Raw genomic sequence first — 20,678 nt, 5'->3', positions numbered from 1 at the left:
AGGTTATTTTTTATGGTACAGCGTATTACGATCGCCCCTCAGGGCCCGGAGTTTTCACGCCTGGTCATGGGCTACTGGCGTTTGATGGAATGGAACATGTCCCCGCGTGAGCTGGCGAGCTTTATTGAAGAGCACGTTGAGATGGGGATCACCACGGCGGATCACGCCGATATTTACGGCGGTTACGCTTGTGAAGCGGCCTTCGGCGAAGCTATGCGCCTGGTGCCGCACCTGCGCAGCAAAATGGAGATTGTCACCAAGTGTGGCATTGCCACCACCGCGAAGCCAGAAAACGCCCTTGGCCACTACATTACCGATCGCGATTACATCATCAGCAGCGCAGAAGGCTCGCTGAAAAAACTGGCCACCGACTACCTGGATTTGCTGCTGATCCACCGTCCGGATCCGCTGATGGACGCTGACGAAGTGGCAGAAGCCTTTACCGCGCTGCATCACAGCGGCAAAGTTCGCCATTTCGGCGTCTCCAACTTTACGCCGGCGCAGTTCTCCCTGCTGCAGTCCCGCCTGCCGTTCACCCTGGCAACAAACCAGGTTGAACTTTCGCCGGTGCATCAGCCGCTGCTGCTGGACGGTACGCTGGATCAGCTTCAGCAGCTGCGTATTCGCCCGATGGCGTGGTCCTGCCTTGGCGGCGGCCGTCTGTTTAACGACGATGAATTCCAGCCGCTGCGCGCCGAACTGCAGAAAGTGGCGGAAGAGCTGGGGGCTGACACCATCGAGCAGGTGGTTTATGCCTGGGTGATGCGCCTGCCATCTTCCCCGCTGCCGATCATCGGCTCCGGCAAAATCGAACGTGTGCGCTCAGCCATCCATTCGCTGTCTCTGGAAATGACTCGCCAGCAGTGGTTCCGCATCCGTAAGGCCGCGCTCGGCTACGACGTGCCTTAATCGTTACTGACCGCCTGCCAGAGTTCCGGCAGGCGGTGCCTGTTCCAGCTGCGACAGCGAGCAGTAAAGCCGCCAGATAATTCCCGCCAGTTCCCGCGCCGCCGGGTCGTGATGATGCGACAGCGTGTCGCACATTCTTTGCAGTTCTTTCAGTGATTCCGCCAGCGGTCTTTGCAGTACACCCCGTTCACTCATCACGTCCCGTAGCGTGTGCAGGCAAACGTCCCTGACCACCGACAGCGGGTCGGATCGCGTTTCCCAGCCGCGCAGCTGCCAGACCACGTGCGAGCAGTTGAGCAGTACTACGCCCCAGCGCAGAAGCCAGCGGCGGGCCGCTTCTTCTTTGCTGCTGCTAAGCTGGCTGATGTGGTGGTACACCAGCGACTCAAACTGGCTCTCGCTGTGCTGCGGTTTGCGGCTGAGCTGGTCGATAAACCCGCGCCGCAGCGCCCGAATATGGCGGCGGCTTCGGCGAGTGTCGGAGCTGGGGCGTAGCACCGAAAAAGCCAGCCATGAAATGCCCACGCCGAGGACTTTGGCGAGGTTGTCATTCATAAACCCGGCAAAGTCGTACACCGGCGGATTGCTGACCGACAGAAACGATCCCATAAAGACAATGAGCTGCCCCCAAAGCGCAGCGCGCTTTGCCTGCTGGAGCTTAAGTAATTGCATGGTGAGCAACAGCGGCAGCAGAAAAATAAGGAACTGCCACAGCTGGGTGACCTGAATCATCAGGCCAAATTTCACCAGAAAACTGAACAGAGACAGCCAAAGCAGAGTGCGCATTAGCAGCGTGAGGGAGCCGAGCGGCGAGGCGACCGAAGAGTAGAGCACACAGCTAATAGCGGCGAGGGACAGCGCCCCGCCGCCGGACGCCCACTGGGTACCGATGCACCAGGCGCCGGTCAGGGTAATCGTCGCGAAAGTGCGCACGGCACTCCACAGCGCTTCGGCATTGTCGGTATGGCGCGCCAGCGGCGGGGCTTCTGGCGGCGTAATCACCGACACCGGCGTGGCGTTTTCCAGCTCTCTTAGCCAGCGGCTGCTATTGAGATAAAGCCAGCAGAAGTAGCGCAGGCGGTGCCAGAATGCCTGATGGCGATAATCGTCCTGTGAATGGGGGGCAATTTGTTGCAGTAGCCTGGCGACGGTGTACTTATCGGCGTTGGGTTTTGCCAGCTCCCGCAGCAGGCTATCCAGCACCGACCAGATATGAGTGGGTGCTTCCGGCCAGTTGAGCAGCATCCGGCGCAGGCTGGATATCACGCTGGTCAGCCGCAGCTGCTGGTGGAGCAGGTAGTTCAGCAGGTTGTTCTGGCGGCGGAAGCGGTAGTGGCTCCAGAATGCCTGAATGCGCAGCAGGTTCATGGTCAGGATCTGGCCGATAATCCCTTCATGTGCGGTGCGAATGGCGTCGGTGGTTTCCGGCTGCCAGAGCAGGCTGGCGTGCTCAAGTAGCCGGGCGTGCATGTTCTTCAGGGCGCTAACCAAAGCGCTGCCGTCCGAGGTGCTTGGCAGCACCATCATCATAAAGCCGCCGCACAAGATCCCGACCACAACTTCGCACACGCGGGCCTGGGCGATGTCCCATAGCTCCGTCGCTTCCACGGTATTGATCATCGGGAAGGCGATGATGGCGGCGGTGTACCCGGCGAGCATGAACGCGTAGGCCACGTTATTTTGAAAATGGCTGGAGGCCCAGGTACAAAGCGCCAGCCAGCTTGCCATGGCGAAGGTAAACAGCCAGGGATCGTTCAGTGCGTTACCGGCAATCATTAACGAGGCCGCGGCCCCAATAAAACTGCCGGCAATCCGCCCCAGACTTTTGCTTATCACACCGCCAACGGTGGGGAAGCTCACCACGGCGGCGGAGGTCATCGCCCAATAAGGCTCGTCCAGATTCAGGCCGTAGGCAATCGCCAGCGCCATACCCATGGCAATGGCGTTGCGCAGCGCATAGCGCCATTGCCCGCCGGTGGCTTTTCCCCACGGCGTGTTATGCCACGCCAGAAAGCTGAGATTCATCAGGGCTGAACGCTAACGGTGCAGGTGGTGCCCGACACCAGTGTCACGCCTTCAGGAATGGCATCCAGGCTAATACGCACCGGCACCCGCTGCGCAAGGCGAACCCACGGCACGTTCGGCTTAATATCCGGAACCAGGTCGCTGTCGCTTTCTATGCTTTGGTCGTAGATCGCGCGGCCAATACTTTCTACTTTGCCGCTCAGCTTTTGGTTGCCGTTGTACAGCACTATCTGCACCGCGTTACCCGGCTGAATGCGGCGCAGCTTGGTCTCTTCGAAATAGCCCACAACGTAAAACGAGTGGCTGTCCACCAGCGCGAAAACCGGCTTGCCTTCGCTGGCGTAATTCCCGACGCGGGAGGTCAGGTTGGTGACCCAGCCGTCCACCGGAGCAGTGACCGTAGTTTGCGAAAGCTGCCACTGCGCCTGCTCAAGCGTGGCCTGGGCGACTTTCACCGCCGCCTGCATCGCTTTGACGTTAATGTTGGCGGTGTCCATGTCTTCGGCAGAAATGTAATTGCGCGGCAGATTCTGGCGGCGGTTTGCCTCGTTGCTGGCTTTGGCCAGATCGGACTGAGCCTTAGCCAGCTGCGCCTCTGCGTTCAGCACCGCAATGTGATAAGGCGTCGCGTCGAGGGTGAATAGCGAAGTGCCTTTACTCACAAACTGGTTGTCTTTCACGTTCAGGGTCACGATGGTGCCGGAAACCTGTGGCGTGATGCTGACCTGTTCGGCGCGCACTTTGCCGTCACGCGTCCAGGGCGACTGCATGTAATAGTTCCATAATAGCCAGCCTGCCAGCAGCGCGGCGGCAAAAACGATGAGGGTAGAAAAATATTTTATTGTTTTGATATTCATTGCGTTACCACATCACCAAAAGAGCCATGCCGGCGCTGACGGACAGCGCGAAAAGGGATAAGTCCATCAACGTGGGGTGCCAGATCTCGCCGGAGTATATCCAGTCGCGCAGCAAACGGTGGACGATAAGCCAGATAAAAAAGCCGACAAACACGGCCTTGAACAGCGGGGGAAAGTAGACAGAGGCCCCGACCACAAGATCCTGAAGCGGGAAGCCGGACGGGCTAAAAGTGAGACTCACGTAGTGATAATCCTTTAAAAAACGGGGGTGGCTGCCGTTTCCCCTCACTTAGATGTAGAATAAAAGTATAGCTGGTTGCATAACTTCAGTGAAAGTAAGGGATTTGTTTTTAACAATTAATGCCTGCACAATAGTCTAAAATCAGTATAATAAGTTAGCAAGCTAATTATAAGGAGATGAAATTGGAATCGCCATCGCCATTAGGTTCGGATCTGGCTCGCCTGGTACGCATCTGGCGTGCGCTGATTGACCATCGCCTGAAACCTCTGGAATTGACACAGACACACTGGGTAACGCTGCATAATATTCATCAGCTGCCGCCAGATCAGTCACAGATTCAGTTGGCTAAAGCGATCGGCATTGAGCAGCCATCACTGGTTCGTACGCTCGATCAACTCGAAGAAAAAGGGTTAATCTCGCGCAAAACCTGTGCAAACGACCGTCGGGCAAAACGAATTAAATTGACCGAGCAGGCTGCGCCTATCATTGAAAAGATGGAAGGCGTGATAAACGAAACGCGAGGAGAAATCCTGTCGGGCATTACTCGCGAAGAGCAGGCGCTGCTAAGCAGCCTGATTAGTCGGCTTGAGCAAAATATTATTGAACTGCAGAACCGGGATTAATCCCCCAGGTTGAACCAAAGCCTCACTGGTTATCCGGCGGGGCTTTTTTTTGCCTGACGATCCGCTGACGGGGAAAATATCCCCCTGGTAGCAAATTGCTGAGCGAGCGTATGAGTTTGTTTATCTCTATTTCAGAAGTCTAAATGTAAATTAATTGTTTCTCACCGCCGTCCCCGGCTTTTAATAATGCAGGCATGTTTATAACAATGAGCCTGCATTATGTCTTATCGCATCAGTATCCTGGATAAAAGCCCGCTTGCGCCCAACGACAGCGCGACCGATGCCCTGGCCCGTACGCTGCATCTCGCGCAGCAGGCAGAAACCTGGGGCTATCACCGCTTCTGGCTGGCCGAGCACCACAACACGCCCCAGCTTGCCAGCCCTTCGCCGGAAGTGCTGATTGCGTGGATTGTCGGACAGACTCGCCGGATTCGCGTGGGCTCCGGCGGCGTGATGCTCCAGCACTACAGCCCTTACAAAGTGGCCGAAAACTTCAATCTGCTGTCGTCCCTCGCGCCAGGCCGCATCGATCTCGGCGTCGGTAAAGCGCCGGGCGGCCTGCCGCTGTCGACGCAGGCGCTGCAGCACGGGCAATCGCCGGCGGCAAAAGGCAGCTTTGATGAACAACTCACGCAGCTTGACGACTGGCTCTCACGACGCGAACCCGCGACGGACGAAAGCGTTCGCGCCACGCCATTACCGGCTCAGCGCCCGGAAGGGTTTTTGCTGGGCGCAAGTTTGCAAAGCGCCCGGCTGGCCGCCAGCCTGGACTGGAACTTTGTCTTTGCCGCCCATTTAAACGGCGATAAAACACTGCTGCGCGACGTAGTGACCGACTGGAAAAAAAACAGTCGCCGCGACGTGCTGGTGGCCGTGCAGGCTATCGTGGCACGGGATGCCGGGCGTGCGGAAGATCTTGCCCGGCAGGTGGAAATCTGGGGCGTGGAGCTGGAAAACGGCCAGCGCGTGAGCGTGGCAAGCGAAGAGCAGGCCCACAGCTTTGCCCGCCAGTCAGGCAGCGCGCTGCGTAGCCTGACGCGGCGTGAACCTTCGCTGTTGAAAGGCACGCCTGAAGCGGTGCGGGAAGCGCTGCAGGCGCTGCACGAAGAGTACGGCATCGATGAATTTATTATTGATACGCCGGTGGCAGAAGGAGCAGAGCGTCTGGCTTCGCTGCAGCTGCTGGCAGAGGCCCACGCGGTTGCGGAGGTGGCTGTATGACGTTTGCTCAGCAACTGATCGACTGGCGCCGGGAACTACATCGGTTCCCGGAATTATCTCTTGAAGAGGTGGCAACCACTTCGCGCATCCGCGACTGGCTGCAAAGCGCGGGTATCCGCCTGCTGCCGTATTCGCTTCACACTGGCCTGGTGGCTGAAATTGGCGAAGGCGAGAACGCCATTGCGCTGCGGGCCGATATCGACGCGCTGCCCATTGAAGAAGCCAGCGGCGTGGCCTTTAGTTCGCAAAATTCGGGCGTGATGCACGCCTGCGGGCATGACGTTCACAGCAGCGTGATGCTGGGTGCGGCGCTGCTGCTTAAGCAGAACGAAGCGCAGCTTAACGGCCGGGTTCGCATTCTCTTTCAGCCCGCGGAGGAGCGTTTCGGCGGGGCAACCACGCTGGTCAAGGCCGGCGTGCTGGAAGGGATCTCTGCCATTTTTGGCATGCACAATGAGCCAGGCCTGCCGGTCGGGGCGTTTGCCACTCGCGGCGGCCCGTTCTATGCCAACGTTGATCGGCTGGTCATTCAGGTTCGGGGCAAAGGGGCACATGCGGCGCGCCCGCATGAAGGGAGAGACGCGATATTGCTTGCCAGCCAATTAGTTACCCTGCTGCAAAGCATCACCAGCCGGGAGGTCAACACGCTGGATTCGGCCGTGCTGAGCATTACCCGTATTGCGGGCGGAAATACCTGGAACGTGCTGCCAGAAAGCGTTGAGCTGGAAGGCACGCTGCGTACCCACAGCGCCAGCGTAAGGGAAGCGATCAAAGTGCGCGTTGTTGAGATTGCTTCTGGTCTTGCCCGCGCTTTTGGGGCGGAAATCGACGTCACCTGGCATTTGGGACCAGATGCGCTGGTTAACGATGCGCGCTGGGCAGCATTTGCCAGCGAAGTGGCCGTCGCGGAAGGTTACGCCACGCATCATGCCGATCTGCATCTGGGCGGCGAGGATTTTGCGGTTTATCTCCAGCATATTCCCGGCGCGTTTGTCAGCATCGGCAGCGACAGCCGTTATGGGCTTCATCATCCGGCCTTTAACCCCGATGAAAGGCTCATTGAACCCGCAGCCCGTTATTTCGCCCGGTTAGCACAATCGGCGCTACAACAACTTTAACTCTAATTAGCGATGGCGGATTTGAACATTCGCATAAGGATAAGGCATGTCTGTAAAACGACAATTACGACTGGGTACGATATTACATGGCGCGTCGGGAAATATGTCGGCCTGGCGTCATCCTGCTGCGGTAGCCGACGCCAGTATTAATTTTGAGTTCGTCAAACAAACGGCATTCAAAGCGGAAGAGGGGAAGCTGGATTTTATCTTTGTGGCGGACGGACTTTATATTAACGAAAAATCTATCCCGCACTTTTTAAATCGTTTTGAGCCGCTGACGGTATTATCCGCCCTGGCGAGCGTGACACAGCATTTGGGCCTGGTGGGAACATTGTCGACGTCCTATAGCGACCCTTTTACCACGGCGCGCCAGTTTGCGAGCCTCGATCATCTGAGCAACGGTCGCGCGGGCTGGAACGTGGTCACCTCTCCGCTGGAAGGATCGGCTAAAAACTTCTCCAGAACCCAACATCCGGAACATGCGCTGCGCTATCGCATCGCCGATGAATATCTGGACGTCGTGAAAGGGCTCTGGGATTCATGGGAAGAAGATGCTTTTGTGCGCAATAAAGAAAGCGGGCAGTTCTTCGCCCCTGAAAAGCTACACGCGCTCAATCATCAGGGCGATTTTTTCCAGGTCGCCGGGCCGCTGAACATTGGCCGCACGCCGCAGGGCAGGCCCGTTCTGTTCCAGGCTGGCGCTTCGGAAGACGGCAAAAAGCTGGCGGCTAAACATGCCGATGCCATCTTTACTCATCATGAATCGCTCAGTGAGGCGAAAGCCTTTTACCGGGATGTGAAAAACCAATTGGAAGGACAAGGCCGCGTGGCCGACTCGCTGCACATCTTCCAGGGCGTGAGCGTCATCGTCGGAAAAGATGCAGAGGACGCCGAACAGCAGTACCAGACCACCGCCGCGCTGGTCTCCGTCAGCGATGCCCTGAACTATCTCGGCCGCTATTTCGAACACCATGATTTTAGCCAGTATCCGCTGGACGAGGCTTTTCCCGATATCGGCGACCTGGGCCAGAACAGCTTCCGCAGCACCACCGACGAGATCAAACGCAGCGCCCGCGAGCGTGGGTTAACCCTGCGCCAGGTCGCGCTTGAAGCCGCCAGCCCAAGGCCGCGTTTTTCGGGGGCGCCTGAGCAGGTGGCGGACGGTCTGCAACAGTGGTTTGACGAACGAGCGGCCGACGGATTCATTATCCAGGGCGGCACGCCGGACACCTTCCCGCGTTTTGTGGAGCAGGTTGTGCCTGTACTTCAGGCTCGAGGTCTTTTCCGCACGGAATACCCCGGCACAACGCTGCGCGAGAGTTTTGACCTTGCGCAACCCGAAAATCGCTACGGCAAATAAAAAATAAAGAGAAAAACTATGCGAAAAACATCCCTGTTGCTGGCTATCGCGCTGGCATGGACGCCGCTGACCTGGGCAAATGACGTGACGATTAACGGCACCGGCGTGAGCCTGGAAGCCAACAAAGCGCCGATCAATACCGCTAAAAATCCTCAGGCCATCGCGCAGTTACCCAAAGATTATCGATTTGCCGTGCCCGGTAAATTTACCGTGGCAGTGGCCGCGCTCAATTCGCCGCCGCTGACGGTTTTTTCTGATGACAATAAAACCCTGCTCGGCAGTGAAGTAGACATTGCTCGTCTGGTCGCCGACAGCCTTGGGCTGGAACTGAACGTGGTCCCGACGTCATGGGAAGACTGGCCGCTCGGCGTGGCTTCCGGGAAATATGATGCCGCGATCAGCAATATTACCGTCACCAAAGAACGCAAAGAGAAGTTCGATTTCGCCACCTACCGCAAAGACTCGCTGGGCTTCTACGTGAAGTCCAGCAGCCCGATTAAATCGCTTACCCACGCGGAAGATATCGCCGGGTTACGCATCGTCGTTGGATCCGGCACTAATCAGGAAGCGATTCTGCTGGCGTGGAATGCTGAAAACGAAAAGAAAGGGCTGAAGCCGTTTACGCCGGTGTACACCAAAGATGATGCGGCGCTCACGCTGGCGCTTCAGTCCGGGCGGGCCGATGCCTGGTTTGGACCGAACGTGACCGGGGCATGGAAAGCGGCGCTGACCGGCAAAACGAAGCTGGTGGGCAGCGTGGACGGTGGCTGGCCGAAAGCGGCACACATTGCGGTGACGCTGAAAAAAGGCGGTGGCCTGGTGGAACCGGTGCAGACGGCGCTCAACGGCGCGATTCAACAGGGCGATTACGACAAAGTTTTAAAGCGCTGGGGCGAGGGCGTGGAGCGTATTCCTGCCTCGGAAGTTAATCCCGCCGGCTTAGGCGACTGAGGAGACGCATATGAGCGAATATTTTCGCGTTTTGTCCCCGGAAGCGCCGGAGCTTCAGCCGATCATTAGCGGCCTGTTTGGCGAATATGCCGCCCGCTACGGGGATTTTTTCTCCCGAGATGCCGAAGTGGAGCTAACCGAGTGGTATCTGCCGCCTCAGGGTATTTTTATCGTGCTGGAGCGCGAGGGTGAAATTATTGCCACCGGGGCCTATAAGCCCTACGACCAGAAAACCGCCGAGATCAAACGTATCTGGACGAAAAGTACGCTGCGCAAGCAGGGCCTGGCCGGACGAGTGGTTCGCGAGCTGGAGCGACTGGCCCTTCAGGCTGGCTACAGCCGCATTTATCTTACTACCGGCTTTCGTCAGCCGGAGGCCGTCAGGCTTTATCTGAGCGAAGGCTACGATCCGCAGTTCAGCCTGGAGGTTGACCCCGAAACGTTCAGCCTGCCGCCCTACGACGGGCGGCTACGGTTCACTAAAATCTTAGCGCTGGAAAGCCTGAGTCAAACGGCCTGAGGAGTGACGATGAAAACGTCTGAAACCATTAAAGTGGTGCCCGCGCGTTACCCGCTGCGTACCGTGGGGGCAGTGATTGCGCTGTTTGTGCTGGCGGTGGTGGTGCAATCCGTCGCGTTTAACCCTCGCTGGGAGTGGGGCGTTTTTGCCCACTGGTTTTTTGACCCGGTCATTCTGGAGGGGCTCGGGCAAACGCTATTATTAACGCTGCTGGGCACGGCGCTGAGCGTGGTACTCGGTGGATTGCTCGCGCTGGCAAGGCTCTCTTCTTCCTGGCTGTTGAGCAGCCTCGCCTGGAGTTACATCTGGCTGTTTCGCTCCCTGCCGCTGATTGTCGTGCTGATCGTGCTCTACAACTTCTCTTACCTGTACGACACGCTGTCGATTGGGGTGCCGTTCACCAGCATCGTCTGGGGCAGCTACGACACGATTAACGTGCTGGGGCAGTTTTCTACGGCGGTGGTGGGGCTGACGCTGGTGCAAAGTGCCTACACCGCAGAGATTGTTCGCGGTGGTTTTCTGGGCGTGGATCACGGGCAATACGAAGCCGCCGCGGCGTTAGGTCTGCCCGCGTGGCGACGCACCGTGAGGATTATTCTGCCGCAGGCGCTGCGCACGATCCTGCCCGCCGGGTTCAACGAAATTATCAGCCTCGCCAAAGGCACGGCGATGGTTTACGTGCTGGCGATGCCGGAGCTGTTTTACACCATCCAGATGATCTACAACCGCACGCAGCAGGTGATCCCGCTGCTGATGGTGGCGGCCGTCTGGTATCTGGTGATCACCAGCGTACTGTCGCTGATTCAGTACCTGGTTGAACGCTCGCTGGCCCGCAGCGAACGCCGCTCCGCCATCAACCAAACGCGCACCGCCCGCAGCGCTGCGCCGTCCACAGCCCCCGTTGCCCAGGAGCCGGTCCATGCCAACCTCTCATAACGGCCATATTTCCATTACCGGCGTCAGCAAATATTTTGGTCGCCATAAGGCGCTGGATGATGTCTCGCTTGAGATCCCGCCGGGCACGGTGACGGTGATCCTCGGGCCATCCGGTTCCGGTAAATCTACGCTGTTGCGCACCATCAACCACCTTGAGCGGGTGGACGAAGGCTTTATCCAGATTGACGGCGATTACATTGGTTACCGCCTGAAAGGCGACAAACTTTACGAACTGAAAGAAAAGGAGATCCTGCGCCAGCGGGCCAACGTGGGCTATGTCTTTCAGAACTTCAATCTGTTTCCCCACATGACGGTGCTCGAAAACCTGATTGAAGCACCGATGGCCCATAAACAGCTGAGCCGCAAAGAGGCGGTGGAACGTGCGTATGAGCTGTTGGACGTCGTCGGGCTGCGCAACAAGGCGGATGCCTGGTCGCGGCACTTATCCGGCGGGCAGCAGCAGCGTATTGCCATTGCCCGCGCGCTGGCGTTGAGCCCACGGGTGATGCTGTTTGATGAGCCAACGTCAGCGCTCGATCCTGAGCTGGTCGGCGAAGTGCTGGACGTGATTAAAAGACTGGCTCGTTCGGGCACGACGCTGGTGGTCGTCACGCATGAAATCGGCTTTGCGCGGGAAGTGGCCGATCAGGTGGTGTTTATGGTGGACGGTAAAATTGTCGAGCAGGGAAGCAGCGACGAAGTATTAAATCGCCCGCAGCATCCGCGCACCCGCCAGTTCTTATCGAAGGTGCTGTGAGATGAAATATGGATTTATCGCGCTGCTGGTCTCTTTTTCCGCTTTGTCCGCGCAGACGAATATTGACCTTGTTGCCAATGAAAAGCCTTTGAGCGTGGCGCGGGATGAAAAGGCGATTGCCAAAATCCCCGCAGGCTACAGGTTTGTCGAACCCGGTACATTGACGGTGGCTATCTCCGCGCTTAACTCTCCGCCGCTGGCGCTGCTGGCCAGCGATAATCGCACGCGCATAGGCAGTGACCCGGACATAGCCCGTCTGCTGGCCGGTAGCCTGGGTCTGAAACTGAAGCTGGTGCCGACCGCGTGGGAAGACTGGCCGCTGGGCATTACCTCCGGGCGCTATGATGTGGCGCTGGTAAACATTGCCGTGACGGAACAGCGGAAGGAGAAATATGATTTTGCCACCTATCGCGTGGACTCGCTCTCTTTTGCGGTGAAGGCCAGCAGCCCGATTCAGTCTATCGCTAAGGCAGAAGATCTCGCCGGGCGGAAGGTTATCGTCGGGTCAGGCACAAATCAGGAACGTATTCTGCTCGGCTGGAATGCAGAAAACGAAGGTGCCGGGCGCGAGCCTGCCTTGCCGGTGTATGTGACCGACGATGCCTCCGCCAACCTTTATATTCAGTCTGGCCGGGCCGACGTATTTTTTGGGCCGCAGTCAATCACCGCCTATAAAGCCGCGTTAACCGGCACCACGCGCGTGGTCGGGCTGGGGCCGAAAAAGGCCTATGTGGCGACGACAACGAAAAAGGGCAACGGGCTGGTGTACGCCCTGCAGGCGGCGCTGGATGGCGCTATTCAGCGGGGAGAGTATCAGCAGGTGCTTGCGCGGTGGGGGGAGCAGGGAGAGGAAGTGGCCCAGTCGGAGGTGAATCCGCCCGGCATTACTTACTAATGGATAAGGCAGACGGCTGACTTATCTCTGGTGAGAGAAAAAGTTCCAGACTGTTAGTTTAAAAAACAGGAAAATCAGGTTATTGATTTTCGGCTGATAAACACAAAGAGGGAAAAAACACGCTTTTCCCTCTTTGGCAGCAAGTTAAGGCCCGCAATGCGGGCCTTAACTCATTTGGCGATGTTGTCTTAGCGAGGCGCAACGGTGATGTTGTTGCCGCTGCCGGAGATGGCTACGCGCTGGCCAACGGAGTAACGGGTGTCACCCTGTTTTTGCACGGCGATGATGGTCTGGCCGTCATCTTTACGGATTTCCAGCTCAACGCCTTTGCTGTTGCCCATTGCGCCGCCGACGGCATCACCCGCCAGGCCACCGGCTACAGCGCCGCCTGCGGTTGCCAGAGTACGTCCGGTGCCACCGCCGACGGTGTTACCCAACAGGCCACCCAGTACCGCACCGCCGATAGCCCCGATAGTGCTATTGCTGTCGCTGCCTTTGATGGTCACCGCGCGAACGTGGGTAATGGTACCGTAGGTTACGGTTCTTACCTGTTTCGCTTCAGACGCGTTGTACACATCGCCGGACAGCCCTTCGTTGGCGCAGCCAGCAAGGGTGAAAGCAACCAGTGAAACTGCCAAAATACGTGAAATCATTTGTACCTCTCCTGTGAACCATCAACGCTCGGTGAGCATCCGTTATGACTAAATTATATGGCAATTCCTGGCCATAGTTCATGTTTGTTCTACAACAATCCTGTAAAAATAGTAAATCAAATGTCTTTAACAACAATTAAACCGCCGCGCTGTGCGAGTTTTGCTTAAATGCCGTACCGCTTTCTGCCGCGACTGACACAGATTATTAATTAAAATTATTAATAAATCATAATATTGCGTGCTAGTTTAACCACATCAATTTACCGCCCCGGCGAGAATAAGGAGTGACGGATGAAGTCAGGTCGTTATATAGGCGTGATGTCAGGCACCAGTCTGGATGGTATCGATGTGGTGCTGGCTGCTATCGACGAACATCTGGTCGTTCAGCAGGCGAGCTACAGCCACCCGATGCCGCTGGCCATCAAAAACGCGGTTCTTGCCGTTTGCCAGGGACAGCAACTCACGCTGTCCCAGCTAGGCCAATTGGACAACCGGCTGGGTAAATTGTTCGCCGAGGCGGTACAAATCCTTATTAAGCGCGAAGGGCTACGGCCAGAAGACGTCACGGCCATTGGCTGTCACGGGCAGACCGTGTGGCATGAGCCGCAGGGTGAGGCCGCCCACACTATGCAAATTGGCGACAACAATCAAATTGCGGCGCTGACCGGCATTTCCGTCGTCGGCGATTTTCGCCGCCGCGATATGGCGCTTGGCGGGCAGGGCGCCCCGCTGGTGCCGGCGTTTCACCAGGCGCTGCTGGCGCATCCGGTTGAGCGCCGGATGGTCCTGAACATCGGCGGCATTGCCAACCTTTCTTTGCTGATCCCAGACCAGCCGGTCAGGGGCTACGACACCGGGCCTGGCAATATGCTGATGGATGCGTGGATCTGGCGCCAGCGAGGGAAAGGCTATGATAAAGACGCCGAATGGGCGAGCCAGGGTAAAGTCATTCTTCCTTTATTGCAGCAAATGCTGAGCGATCCTTACTTCGCCGCGCCAGCCCCCAAAAGTACGGGCCGCGAATACTTTAACTATGGCTGGCTTGAGCGCCAGCTTGCGGTGTTCCCGGCGCTTGCCGGAGAAGATGTGCAGGCCACGCTCGCTGAACTGACGGCGACAACTATCGCCGAGCAGGTACTCCTGAGCGGTGGCTGTGAACGTCTCATGGTGTGCGGCGGGGGCAGCCGTAACCCGCTGCTGATGGCGCGCCTCGCTGCGCTGCTGCCGGGTACGGAAGTGACGACGACCGATGAGGCCGGGATCAGCGGGGACGATATGGAAGCGCTGGCGTTTGCCTGGCTGGCCTACCGGACAATGTCCGGCCTGCCGGGCAACCTGCCTTCGGTGACCGGTGCCTCTGAGGCCACCATCCTCGGCGCTATTTATCCTGCTAATCTGCGCCATAATCAGAGTTAACTGAAATTATCTTCATCCCACTGCCGCTAAACTGCTAGCGTTAAGGAGGGCGCAGGCCCTCCAGGGATAACAAGATCTTCAGGATACTCAGATGAAAAAACTGCTCGTTGCCACCGTGCCAATGCTGCTCGCCGGCTGTAGTTACTACAACGCTTTTCTCGAAAAAATGCATACCGATACCCTGGCGTATCAGTGCGATGAACAACCGCTCACCGTGAAGCTGAATAACGACAAACAGCAGGTTAGCTTTGTCTACGATAACCAGATGCTGAACCTGACGCAGGGGCTTTCCGCGTCCGGCGCGCGTTATACCGACGGCGTTTACGTCTTCTGGTCGAAGGGCGACAGCGCAACCGTCTACCGTAAAGATACTATCGTGCTGAATAATTGCCAGCTACAGACGGCCAAACGTTGAGATTTCTCAGGGTGGAGAGCACAATAGCTTCACCCGAGGATAGCCTGATGTAACGCCATGTCTGATAACGACTCTTTGCAACAGATTGCGCATTTGCGCCGCGAATACACCAAAGGTGGCCTGCGCCGCCACGATCTCACCGACACGCCGATGCCGCTGTTTGAACGCTGGCTGGCTCAGGCCTGCGAGGCCAAACTTGCCGACCCGACCGCCATGGTCGTGGCCACGGTTGACGAAAACGGGCAGCCGTATCAGCGCATCGTCCTGTTGAAGCATTTTGATGAAAAAGGGCTGGTGTTTTACACCAACCTGGGCTCCCGCAAGGCGCACCACATCGAACACAACCCCTGCGTCAGCCTGCATTTCCCGTGGCATATGCTTGAGCGCCAGGTGATGGTGCTGGGCACCGCCGAGCGTCTGTCCACCATTGAAGTGTTGAAATATTTCCACAGCCGCCCGAAGGACAGTCAGATAGGCGCCTGGGTATCGAAGCAATCGAGCCGCATATCCGCGCGCGGCGTGCTGGAAAGCAAGTTCCTTGAGCTGAAACAGAAGTTCCAGCAGGGCGAAGTGCCGCTGCCGAGTTTTTGGGGCGGCTACCGCGTCAGCATTGATCAAATGGAGTTCTGGCAGGGCGGTGAACACCGTCTGCACGACCGCTTCCTCTACCAGCGTGACGGAGCTGCCTGGAAAATAGACCGCCTCGCGCCGTAATGTCAGGATTTTCAGCTTAAGGGCTGGTGCTAACTGCGCCAGCCCTTTATTCTATGTGCCCCGTAATACTTCAAGCTGCAGATGCGTTAACTGCACTCGCTTACCCCAGCCACTTATTTAAGTAAGCTCCCGGGGATAACTGAGCTTGTCGCCTTTCTGCAACGCGAATTATTTAGGGGCGGACACTCAAAATGAATTCTTTCGCCAGTGGGCGAAAAGCCGTGTACCGGCAAAGGTGCAGTCGTATTAGAGATGGAGAATTTGATGTCGAACATCAATTTGATCAAACAATTGCAAGAGCGGGGCCTGGTGGCCCAGGTGACGGATGAGGATGCGTTAGCAGAGCGACTGGCGCAAGGGCCAATTGCACTCTATTGCGGCTTCGATCCGACCGCCGACAGCTTGCATTTGGGCCATCTGGTTCCACTGCTGTGCCTGAAACGCTTTCAGGAAGCAGGCCATAAGCCGGTTGCCCTCGTGGGCGGCGCCACCGGTCTTATCGGCGACCCAAGCTTCAAAGCCGTTGAGCGTAAGCTGAACACCGAAGATACCGTGCAGGAGTGGGTGGAAAAAATCCGCCGTCAGGTTGCGCCGTTCCTCGACTTTAACTGCGGTGATAATTCTGCCGTCGCCGCAAACAACTACGACTGGTTTGGCAGCATGAACGTGCTGACCTTCCTGCGTGATATCGGCAAGCACTTCTCTGTTAACCAGATGATTAACAAAGAAGCGGTAAAACAGCGTCTGAACCGCGACGACGTGGGGATCTCTTTCACCGAGTTCTCTTACAACCTGCTGCAGGGTTACGACTTCGCCTGCCTGAACAAACTGCACGGCGTGGTGCTGCAGATTGGCGGTTCTGACCAGTGGGGCAACATTACCTCCGGTATCGACCTGACCCGTCGTCTGCATCAGCAGCAGGCTTTCGGCCTGACCGTGCCGCTGATCACTAAATCCGACGGCACCAAATTCGGTAAAACCGAAGGCGGCGCGGTCTGGCTTGATCCGAAGAAAACCAGTCCGTACAAGTTCTACCAGTTCTGGATCAACACCGCGGATGCCGATGTGTATCGCTTCCTGAAGTTCTTCACCTTTATGGACATTGCAGAGATCAATGCCCTGGAAGAAGAAGACAAAAACAGCGGGGCTGCACCTCGCGCCCAGTACGTGCTGGCCGAGCAGGTCACCCGTCTGGTGCACGGTGAAGAAGGTCTGACCGCGGCCAAGCGCATTACCGCCAGCCTGTTTAACGGCAACCTGAGCGAACTGAGCGAAGCCGACTTTGAGCAGCTGGCTCAGGACGGCGTACCGATGGTTGAAATGGATCGCGGTGCCGACCTGCAGCAGGCGCTGGTGGATTCCGAGCTGCAGCCATCCCGTGGCCAGGCGCGTAAAACCATCTCGCAGAACGCAATCACCATCAACGGTGAAAAACAGTCTGACCCGGAATACACCTTCACCGAAGGCGACATTCTGTTTAACCGTTACACCCTGCTGCGCCGCGGTAAAAAGAACTACTGCCTCGTCTGCTGGAAATAAGTTATCGGAATAGAAAAGCACGGCTTATGCCGTGCTTTTTTTTAGCAAGCACAACACCTGGCGATACCTGAGTCGAAAATGAAAAACATTCTTGCCATCCAGTCCCACGTGGTATTTGGTCACGCCGGTAACAGCGCCGCCGAATTCCCGATGCGCCGCCTGGGCGCCAACGTCTGGCCGTTGAACACGGTGCAGTTCTCCAACCACACGCAATACGGGCAATGGACCGGTACGGTGATGCCCGCCAGCCACCTGAGCGAGATTGTGCAGGGGATTGCGAATATCGGCCAACTGGAGCGCTGTGATGCGGTTCTGAGCGGATATCTGGGCTCGGCTGAGCAGGGCGAACATATTCTTTCCATTGTGCGTCAGGTAAAAGCGGCTAACCCGAAGGCAAAATACTTCTGTGACCCGGTGATGGGCCACCCGGAGAAAGGCTGTATCGTGGCGCCTGGCGTGGCGGAATACCACACGCGCTACGCCATGCCTGCCAGCGATATCATCGCGCCGAACCTGATTGAGCTGGAAATTCTCAGCGGCCACAGCGTAAACAACGTGGACGAAGCCGTGGCGACGGCCCGGGAGCTGATTGCTCAAGGGCCGGAAATTGTGCTGGTGAAGCACCTGGCGCGCGCAGGCTACCAGCAGGATCGTTTTGAAATGCTGCTGGTGACGGCGGACGAAGCCTGGCACATCCATCGCCCGCTGGTGGACTTTGGCGAGCGCCAGCCGGTTGGCGTGGGTGACGTGACCAGCGGCCTGCTGCTGGTTAAGCTGCTGCAGGGGGCAACGCTGCGTGAAGCGCTGGAGCACGTTACGGCGGCGGTGTACGACATTATGGTCGTCACCAAACGCATGGCCGAGTACGAACTGCAGCTGGTTGCGGCTCAGGACGGCATTGCCAAACCCGAGCATTACTTCACGTCGGTGAAGCTCTGAAATAAAAAACGCCCTCAGCAGAGGGCGTTTAGTTTCTGACAAAGAGGAAAAAAACGTGGTTTTTCCCTCTTTGTCGTTATCAGCCGAAAATCAATGACTTGATTTTCCTATTCTTTTACCGAACTGACCGGTATCACTTCTCTCGCCGACGTTTTGCTATCCAGGCCTGATTTAAATGCCTTCGGCGGTGAGCGCCGCAGACACCGCCGGGCGCGCCTTCATGCGTTCAATGTAAGCTTCAATATTCGTCAACCCTGTCAGATCCAGCTTCAGACCATAGGCCCAGCGCAGCACGGTAAACAGGTAGGCATCCACCACGGTGAAGCGAGTCCCCATCAGCCACTGCTTGTCCTGCAGCGACTCGTTCACATAGTGGAATTTCTTCTCCATCTGCTTGCGAACCACGGCCTTGAACTCTTCGGGAGTCGCCGGGTTGAACAGCGGAGAGAAGCCTTTATGCAGCTCGGTTGCCACATAGTTCAGCCACTCCAGCGTGTGGTAGCGAGTCATGCTGCCCGCCGGGGCCAGCAGCTGGCGGTCAGGCACCTTATCCGCCAGGTATTGCACGATAGCCACGCCCTCGGTCAGCAGGGAGCCGTCATCCAGCACCAGCGCAGGTACCTGCCCTTTGGGGTTAATGGCGAGAAAATCGTCACCGTTTTCGGTGCGTTTGGTCGCGAGGTCAACTTTCACCAGCGAAAAGTCCAGGCCAGATTCACGCAGGATAATGTGTGGGGAGAGGGAACAGGCACCGGGCTTGAAATACAGTTTCATGACGAACTCCTTTAGGGCGCTAAGATAACTTATGTTAGTGCGGTCGCCGGGAAAAAAAAAGCCGCCAGCTGTGAGGCCGACGGCTAAATAATCATTTTTCCTGGAGAAATTACGCGGTAGCGGTTTCGTTAACCTTTTCGGTTTTGTCTTCGCTCAGCGTCATGCGGTTCAGCTTCGGCGCGGTCAGGAGCATCAGCACGGCAATCACGCCGGTGACGATACCGATCTGCATAAAGACACGGCCGTACACTTCCAGAGACTGCAGCGGATCGGTCACGTTTTCCGGTACCGCCATCAGGCCTGCAACTTTACCGGCGATGATTGCTGCCCCAGCAGTCGTCAGGAACCAGCTGCCCATGATGAAGCCCATCAGGCGTTGTGGTACCAGCTGTGCCACCATTGCGAGGCCCAGGCCGGAGATCATCAGCTCACCAATACTCTGCAGCGCATAGCTCAGAATCAGCCAGTTTACGGACACAATACCCGCTTCGTTAGCGAACTTCGCGCCAACCGGCAGAACCAGGAAGGCGAAGGAGCACAGCACCATCCCGATGGCGAACTTGTGCGGCATCGGCAGGCGGTCGCCCATTTTGTTGTAGATAGCGGCGAGAATCGGGCTACCAATCATGATCCAGAACGGGTTCAGCGCCTGGAACTGCTCGGCTTCGAAAGTGATGCCCAGAATTTCGTGGCCCACGTTGCGAATAGCGAAGAAGTTCAGGGAGGTTGGCATCTGGCTATAAAGCACGAAGAAGACGATAGCTTCAACCATCAGGATGAAGGCCACGATCATCTTGCGGCGAGCCGCGCCTTTCATTGCAAAAGCTTCTTTCGCGAAGATCAGAACGATACCCAGAGCCACAACGCCCAGTACGGCGCGAGCAATGCCCTGGTTGTGCAGCAGCCAGGTTGCCACGGCAATCAGCACCACAACGCCTGCGATGGTGGCCATCAGCTTACCGAAGTGCACCGGTGCGAAGTCAGGCTTAGAGCCATAGTTCTTCACCCACTTCTTACAGAAGATGAAGTTCACCAGGGTAATCAGCATACCCACGAAGCTCAGGGAGAACGCAGTGCTCCAGCCATACTGCGCCGCAAGCCATGGCGTGGCGAGCATAGAGAAGAAGGAGCCGATGTTAATGGACATGTAGTACATGGTGAATGCACCGTCCAGACGCGGGTCGTCTTTCTCATAGCAGGTTGACAGCAGCGCGGAAGGGTTAGCCTTGAACAGGCCGTTACCTACGGCGATGGTTGCCATACCGATATACACCACGCTCACGTCGTGGCCGGAGTAGGCCACAAGGGCGTAGCCGATAGCCAGTACGACGGTACCAAGCATGATAACGCGTTTGGTGCCGAGGACTTTATCGCCCAGCCAGCCGCCAATCGCGACCAGGCCATAAACAAGGGCGCTAAAGGAGGAGAACAGCGTGATGGAGTCCGCTTCGGACATGCCCAGCATTTTGACCAGGTAAACGGCCATGATGCCTTGCAGGCCGTAATAGCCGAAACGCTCCCAGAGTTCGATAGAGAAAATCAGGTAGAACGATTTAGGTTGCTTAAAGGCGTTTAGACTAACGCTTTCTGCTGGTTCTTTGTTTGCAGTCGACACATATACCTCTTTTTTTACATCCCGCTTTAATTAAGGGGCTTGCTTATGTCTTACCGCATGGGTAAGCATTTTTCTTGTTATTAGGAAGGAAAAACGGGGGGTAATGTTCACTATCCAGGGGTTGCAGGCAAGTGGTTTGTAATAATCTGTTACATATATCCCAGGCGAGATAATGCGCCATTAGATGAATTGTTATTCAG

21 protein-coding genes are annotated in these 20,678 nt (G+C 56.9%); 15 read left to right on the top strand and 6 right to left on the bottom strand.

The window, feature by feature from the left end:
- Positions 1 to 12 precede the first annotated feature (12 nt).
- Positions 13 to 909: an aldo/keto reductase gene (locus F3J29_RS07985; protein ID WP_166864725.1), complete on the top strand. Its 897-nt coding sequence runs from the start codon at positions 13 to 15 to the stop codon at positions 907 to 909.
- A gap of 3 nt (positions 910 to 912) precedes the next feature.
- Here F3J29_RS07985 and F3J29_RS07980 read toward each other — a convergent pair whose 3' ends face one another.
- The 3 genes from F3J29_RS07980 to F3J29_RS07970 are packed head-to-tail and all read right to left on the bottom strand — an operon-like array spanning position 913 to position 4,032.
- Positions 913 to 2,934, bottom strand: coding sequence for an FUSC family protein (locus F3J29_RS07980; protein WP_166864723.1), 2,022 nt, complete (start codon positions 2,932 to 2,934; stop codon positions 913 to 915).
- Entirely contained in the window at positions 2,934 to 3,791 is an 858-nt protein-coding gene (locus F3J29_RS07975; protein WP_166864719.1) for an efflux RND transporter periplasmic adaptor subunit, read from the bottom strand. The genes F3J29_RS07980 and F3J29_RS07975 overlap by 1 nt, the downstream gene beginning before the upstream one ends.
- Before the next feature lie 4 nt (positions 3,792 to 3,795).
- Positions 3,796 to 4,032, bottom strand: coding sequence for a DUF1656 domain-containing protein (locus tag F3J29_RS07970; protein ID WP_008456455.1), 237 nt, complete (start codon positions 4,030 to 4,032; stop codon positions 3,796 to 3,798).
- 176 nt (positions 4,033 to 4,208) lie between these two features.
- Between F3J29_RS07970 and slyA the strand changes: the two genes are divergently transcribed.
- The 9 genes from slyA to F3J29_RS07930 all read left to right on the top strand — a co-directional run bounded on the left by slyA (position 4,209) and on the right by F3J29_RS07930 (position 12,413).
- Positions 4,209 to 4,655 (top strand): transcriptional regulator SlyA, encoded by a 447-nt coding sequence (gene slyA, locus F3J29_RS07965; protein WP_039292504.1) that lies wholly within the window; start codon positions 4,209 to 4,211, stop codon positions 4,653 to 4,655.
- A gap of 219 nt (positions 4,656 to 4,874) precedes the next feature.
- Positions 4,875 to 5,876 carry an MsnO8 family LLM class oxidoreductase gene (locus F3J29_RS07960; RefSeq protein WP_166864716.1) on the top strand — a complete coding sequence of 334 codons (1,002 nt, stop codon included), beginning with the start codon at positions 4,875 to 4,877 and terminating at the stop codon, positions 5,874 to 5,876.
- Complete coding sequence (locus tag F3J29_RS07955; protein ID WP_166864712.1) at positions 5,873 to 6,994, top strand: amidohydrolase; 1,122 nt, start codon at positions 5,873 to 5,875, stop codon at positions 6,992 to 6,994. The genes F3J29_RS07960 and F3J29_RS07955 overlap by 4 nt, the downstream gene beginning before the upstream one ends.
- A gap of 46 nt (positions 6,995 to 7,040) precedes the next feature.
- Positions 7,041 to 8,354, top strand: coding sequence for an LLM class flavin-dependent oxidoreductase (locus tag F3J29_RS22935; RefSeq protein ID WP_502706551.1), 1,314 nt, complete (start codon positions 7,041 to 7,043; stop codon positions 8,352 to 8,354).
- A gap of 18 nt (positions 8,355 to 8,372) precedes the next feature.
- The gene (locus F3J29_RS22930) at positions 8,373 to 9,305 is read left to right on the top strand and encodes an ABC transporter substrate-binding protein (protein ID WP_502706550.1); all 933 of its coding nucleotides are present in this window, start codon (positions 8,373 to 8,375) and stop codon (positions 9,303 to 9,305) included.
- Positions 9,306 to 9,315: 10 nt separating this feature from the next.
- Complete coding sequence (locus F3J29_RS07945) at positions 9,316 to 9,825, top strand: GNAT family N-acetyltransferase (RefSeq protein WP_166864710.1); 510 nt, start codon at positions 9,316 to 9,318, stop codon at positions 9,823 to 9,825.
- A gap of 9 nt (positions 9,826 to 9,834) precedes the next feature.
- Positions 9,835 to 10,761, top strand: a complete 927-nt coding sequence (locus F3J29_RS07940) for an amino acid ABC transporter permease (RefSeq protein WP_166864707.1) — start codon at positions 9,835 to 9,837, stop codon at positions 10,759 to 10,761.
- Positions 10,745 to 11,518, top strand: a complete 774-nt coding sequence (locus F3J29_RS07935) for an amino acid ABC transporter ATP-binding protein (RefSeq protein ID WP_166864705.1) — start codon at positions 10,745 to 10,747, stop codon at positions 11,516 to 11,518. The genes F3J29_RS07940 and F3J29_RS07935 overlap by 17 nt, the downstream gene beginning before the upstream one ends.
- A gap of 1 nt (position 11,519) precedes the next feature.
- Entirely contained in the window at positions 11,520 to 12,413 is an 894-nt protein-coding gene (locus F3J29_RS07930; protein ID WP_166864702.1) for a transporter substrate-binding domain-containing protein, read from the top strand.
- Between the two features lie 188 nt (positions 12,414 to 12,601).
- Here F3J29_RS07930 and F3J29_RS07925 read toward each other — a convergent pair whose 3' ends face one another.
- Entirely contained in the window at positions 12,602 to 13,066 is a 465-nt protein-coding gene (locus F3J29_RS07925) for an outer membrane lipoprotein (protein WP_008456437.1), read from the bottom strand.
- Between the two features lie 291 nt (positions 13,067 to 13,357).
- On the opposite strand from F3J29_RS07925, the gene anmK reads away from it, so the two are divergent.
- From anmK to pdxY, 5 genes are all read left to right on the top strand, one after another.
- A complete protein-coding gene (gene anmK, locus F3J29_RS07920) occupies positions 13,358 to 14,482 on the top strand; it encodes an anhydro-N-acetylmuramic acid kinase (RefSeq protein ID WP_166864699.1) in 1,125 nt (374 codons plus the stop codon).
- Positions 14,483 to 14,573: 91 nt separating this feature from the next.
- Positions 14,574 to 14,897 carry a C-type lysozyme inhibitor gene (gene mliC, locus F3J29_RS07915; RefSeq protein ID WP_166864697.1) on the top strand — a complete coding sequence of 108 codons (324 nt, stop codon included), beginning with the start codon at positions 14,574 to 14,576 and terminating at the stop codon, positions 14,895 to 14,897.
- Positions 14,898 to 14,954: 57 nt separating this feature from the next.
- Positions 14,955 to 15,611, top strand: coding sequence for a pyridoxamine 5'-phosphate oxidase (pdxH, locus tag F3J29_RS07910; RefSeq protein ID WP_166864694.1), 657 nt, complete (start codon positions 14,955 to 14,957; stop codon positions 15,609 to 15,611).
- Positions 15,612 to 15,875: 264 nt separating this feature from the next.
- Entirely contained in the window at positions 15,876 to 17,150 is a 1,275-nt protein-coding gene (tyrS, locus tag F3J29_RS07905) for a tyrosine--tRNA ligase (protein ID WP_085541816.1), read from the top strand.
- Positions 17,151 to 17,228: 78 nt separating this feature from the next.
- Complete coding sequence (pdxY, locus tag F3J29_RS07900) at positions 17,229 to 18,089, top strand: pyridoxal kinase PdxY (protein WP_166864691.1); 861 nt, start codon at positions 17,229 to 17,231, stop codon at positions 18,087 to 18,089.
- A gap of 171 nt (positions 18,090 to 18,260) precedes the next feature.
- Here the strand turns inward: pdxY and gstA are convergent, their stop codons facing one another.
- A complete protein-coding gene (gene gstA / locus F3J29_RS07895; protein WP_166864688.1) occupies positions 18,261 to 18,863 on the bottom strand; it encodes a glutathione transferase GstA in 603 nt (200 codons plus the stop codon).
- A gap of 109 nt (positions 18,864 to 18,972) precedes the next feature.
- Entirely contained in the window at positions 18,973 to 20,478 is a 1,506-nt protein-coding gene (dtpA, locus tag F3J29_RS07890) for a dipeptide/tripeptide permease DtpA (protein ID WP_166864686.1), read from the bottom strand.
- Between the last annotated feature and the right edge of the window lie 200 nt (positions 20,479 to 20,678).

This window comes from Enterobacter sp. Cy-643, from assembly GCF_011752815.1.
Lineage (GTDB): Bacteria > Pseudomonadota > Gammaproteobacteria > Enterobacterales > Enterobacteriaceae > Cedecea.
This window is presented reverse-complemented; position numbering and strand designations above follow the sequence as displayed.

What these genes read in the sequence shown, in the direction of transcription:
- F3J29_RS07975 (WP_166864719.1), bottom strand. Translation starts at nt 3,791, where the DNA reads ATGAATATCAAAACAATAAAATATTTTTCTACCCTCATCGTTTTTGCC.
- F3J29_RS22935 (WP_502706551.1), top strand. Translation starts at nt 7,041, where the DNA reads ATGTCTGTAAAACGACAATTACGACTGGGTACGATATTACATGGCGCG.
- slyA (WP_039292504.1), top strand. Translation starts at nt 4,209, where the DNA reads ATGAAATTGGAATCGCCATCGCCATTAGGTTCGGATCTGGCTCGCCTG.
- tyrS (WP_085541816.1), top strand. Translation starts at nt 15,876, where the DNA reads ATGTCGAACATCAATTTGATCAAACAATTGCAAGAGCGGGGCCTGGTG.
- mliC (WP_166864697.1), top strand. Translation starts at nt 14,574, where the DNA reads ATGAAAAAACTGCTCGTTGCCACCGTGCCAATGCTGCTCGCCGGCTGT.
- F3J29_RS07925 (WP_008456437.1), bottom strand. Translation starts at nt 13,066, where the DNA reads ATGATTTCACGTATTTTGGCAGTTTCACTGGTTGCTTTCACCCTTGCT.
- pdxH (WP_166864694.1), top strand. Translation starts at nt 14,955, where the DNA reads ATGTCTGATAACGACTCTTTGCAACAGATTGCGCATTTGCGCCGCGAA.
- F3J29_RS07980 (WP_166864723.1), bottom strand. Translation starts at nt 2,934, where the DNA reads ATGAATCTCAGCTTTCTGGCGTGGCATAACACGCCGTGGGGAAAAGCC.
- F3J29_RS22930 (WP_502706550.1), top strand. Translation starts at nt 8,373, where the DNA reads ATGCGAAAAACATCCCTGTTGCTGGCTATCGCGCTGGCATGGACGCCG.
- F3J29_RS07935 (WP_166864705.1), top strand. Translation starts at nt 10,745, where the DNA reads ATGCCAACCTCTCATAACGGCCATATTTCCATTACCGGCGTCAGCAAA.
- F3J29_RS07945 (WP_166864710.1), top strand. Translation starts at nt 9,316, where the DNA reads ATGAGCGAATATTTTCGCGTTTTGTCCCCGGAAGCGCCGGAGCTTCAG.
- F3J29_RS07930 (WP_166864702.1), top strand. Translation starts at nt 11,520, where the DNA reads ATGAAATATGGATTTATCGCGCTGCTGGTCTCTTTTTCCGCTTTGTCC.
- F3J29_RS07960 (WP_166864716.1), top strand. Translation starts at nt 4,875, where the DNA reads ATGTCTTATCGCATCAGTATCCTGGATAAAAGCCCGCTTGCGCCCAAC.
- gstA (WP_166864688.1), bottom strand. Translation starts at nt 18,863, where the DNA reads ATGAAACTGTATTTCAAGCCCGGTGCCTGTTCCCTCTCCCCACACATT.
- pdxY (WP_166864691.1), top strand. Translation starts at nt 17,229, where the DNA reads ATGAAAAACATTCTTGCCATCCAGTCCCACGTGGTATTTGGTCACGCC.
- F3J29_RS07985 (WP_166864725.1), top strand. Translation starts at nt 13, where the DNA reads ATGGTACAGCGTATTACGATCGCCCCTCAGGGCCCGGAGTTTTCACGC.
- F3J29_RS07955 (WP_166864712.1), top strand. Translation starts at nt 5,873, where the DNA reads ATGACGTTTGCTCAGCAACTGATCGACTGGCGCCGGGAACTACATCGG.
- F3J29_RS07940 (WP_166864707.1), top strand. Translation starts at nt 9,835, where the DNA reads ATGAAAACGTCTGAAACCATTAAAGTGGTGCCCGCGCGTTACCCGCTG.
- anmK (WP_166864699.1), top strand. Translation starts at nt 13,358, where the DNA reads ATGAAGTCAGGTCGTTATATAGGCGTGATGTCAGGCACCAGTCTGGAT.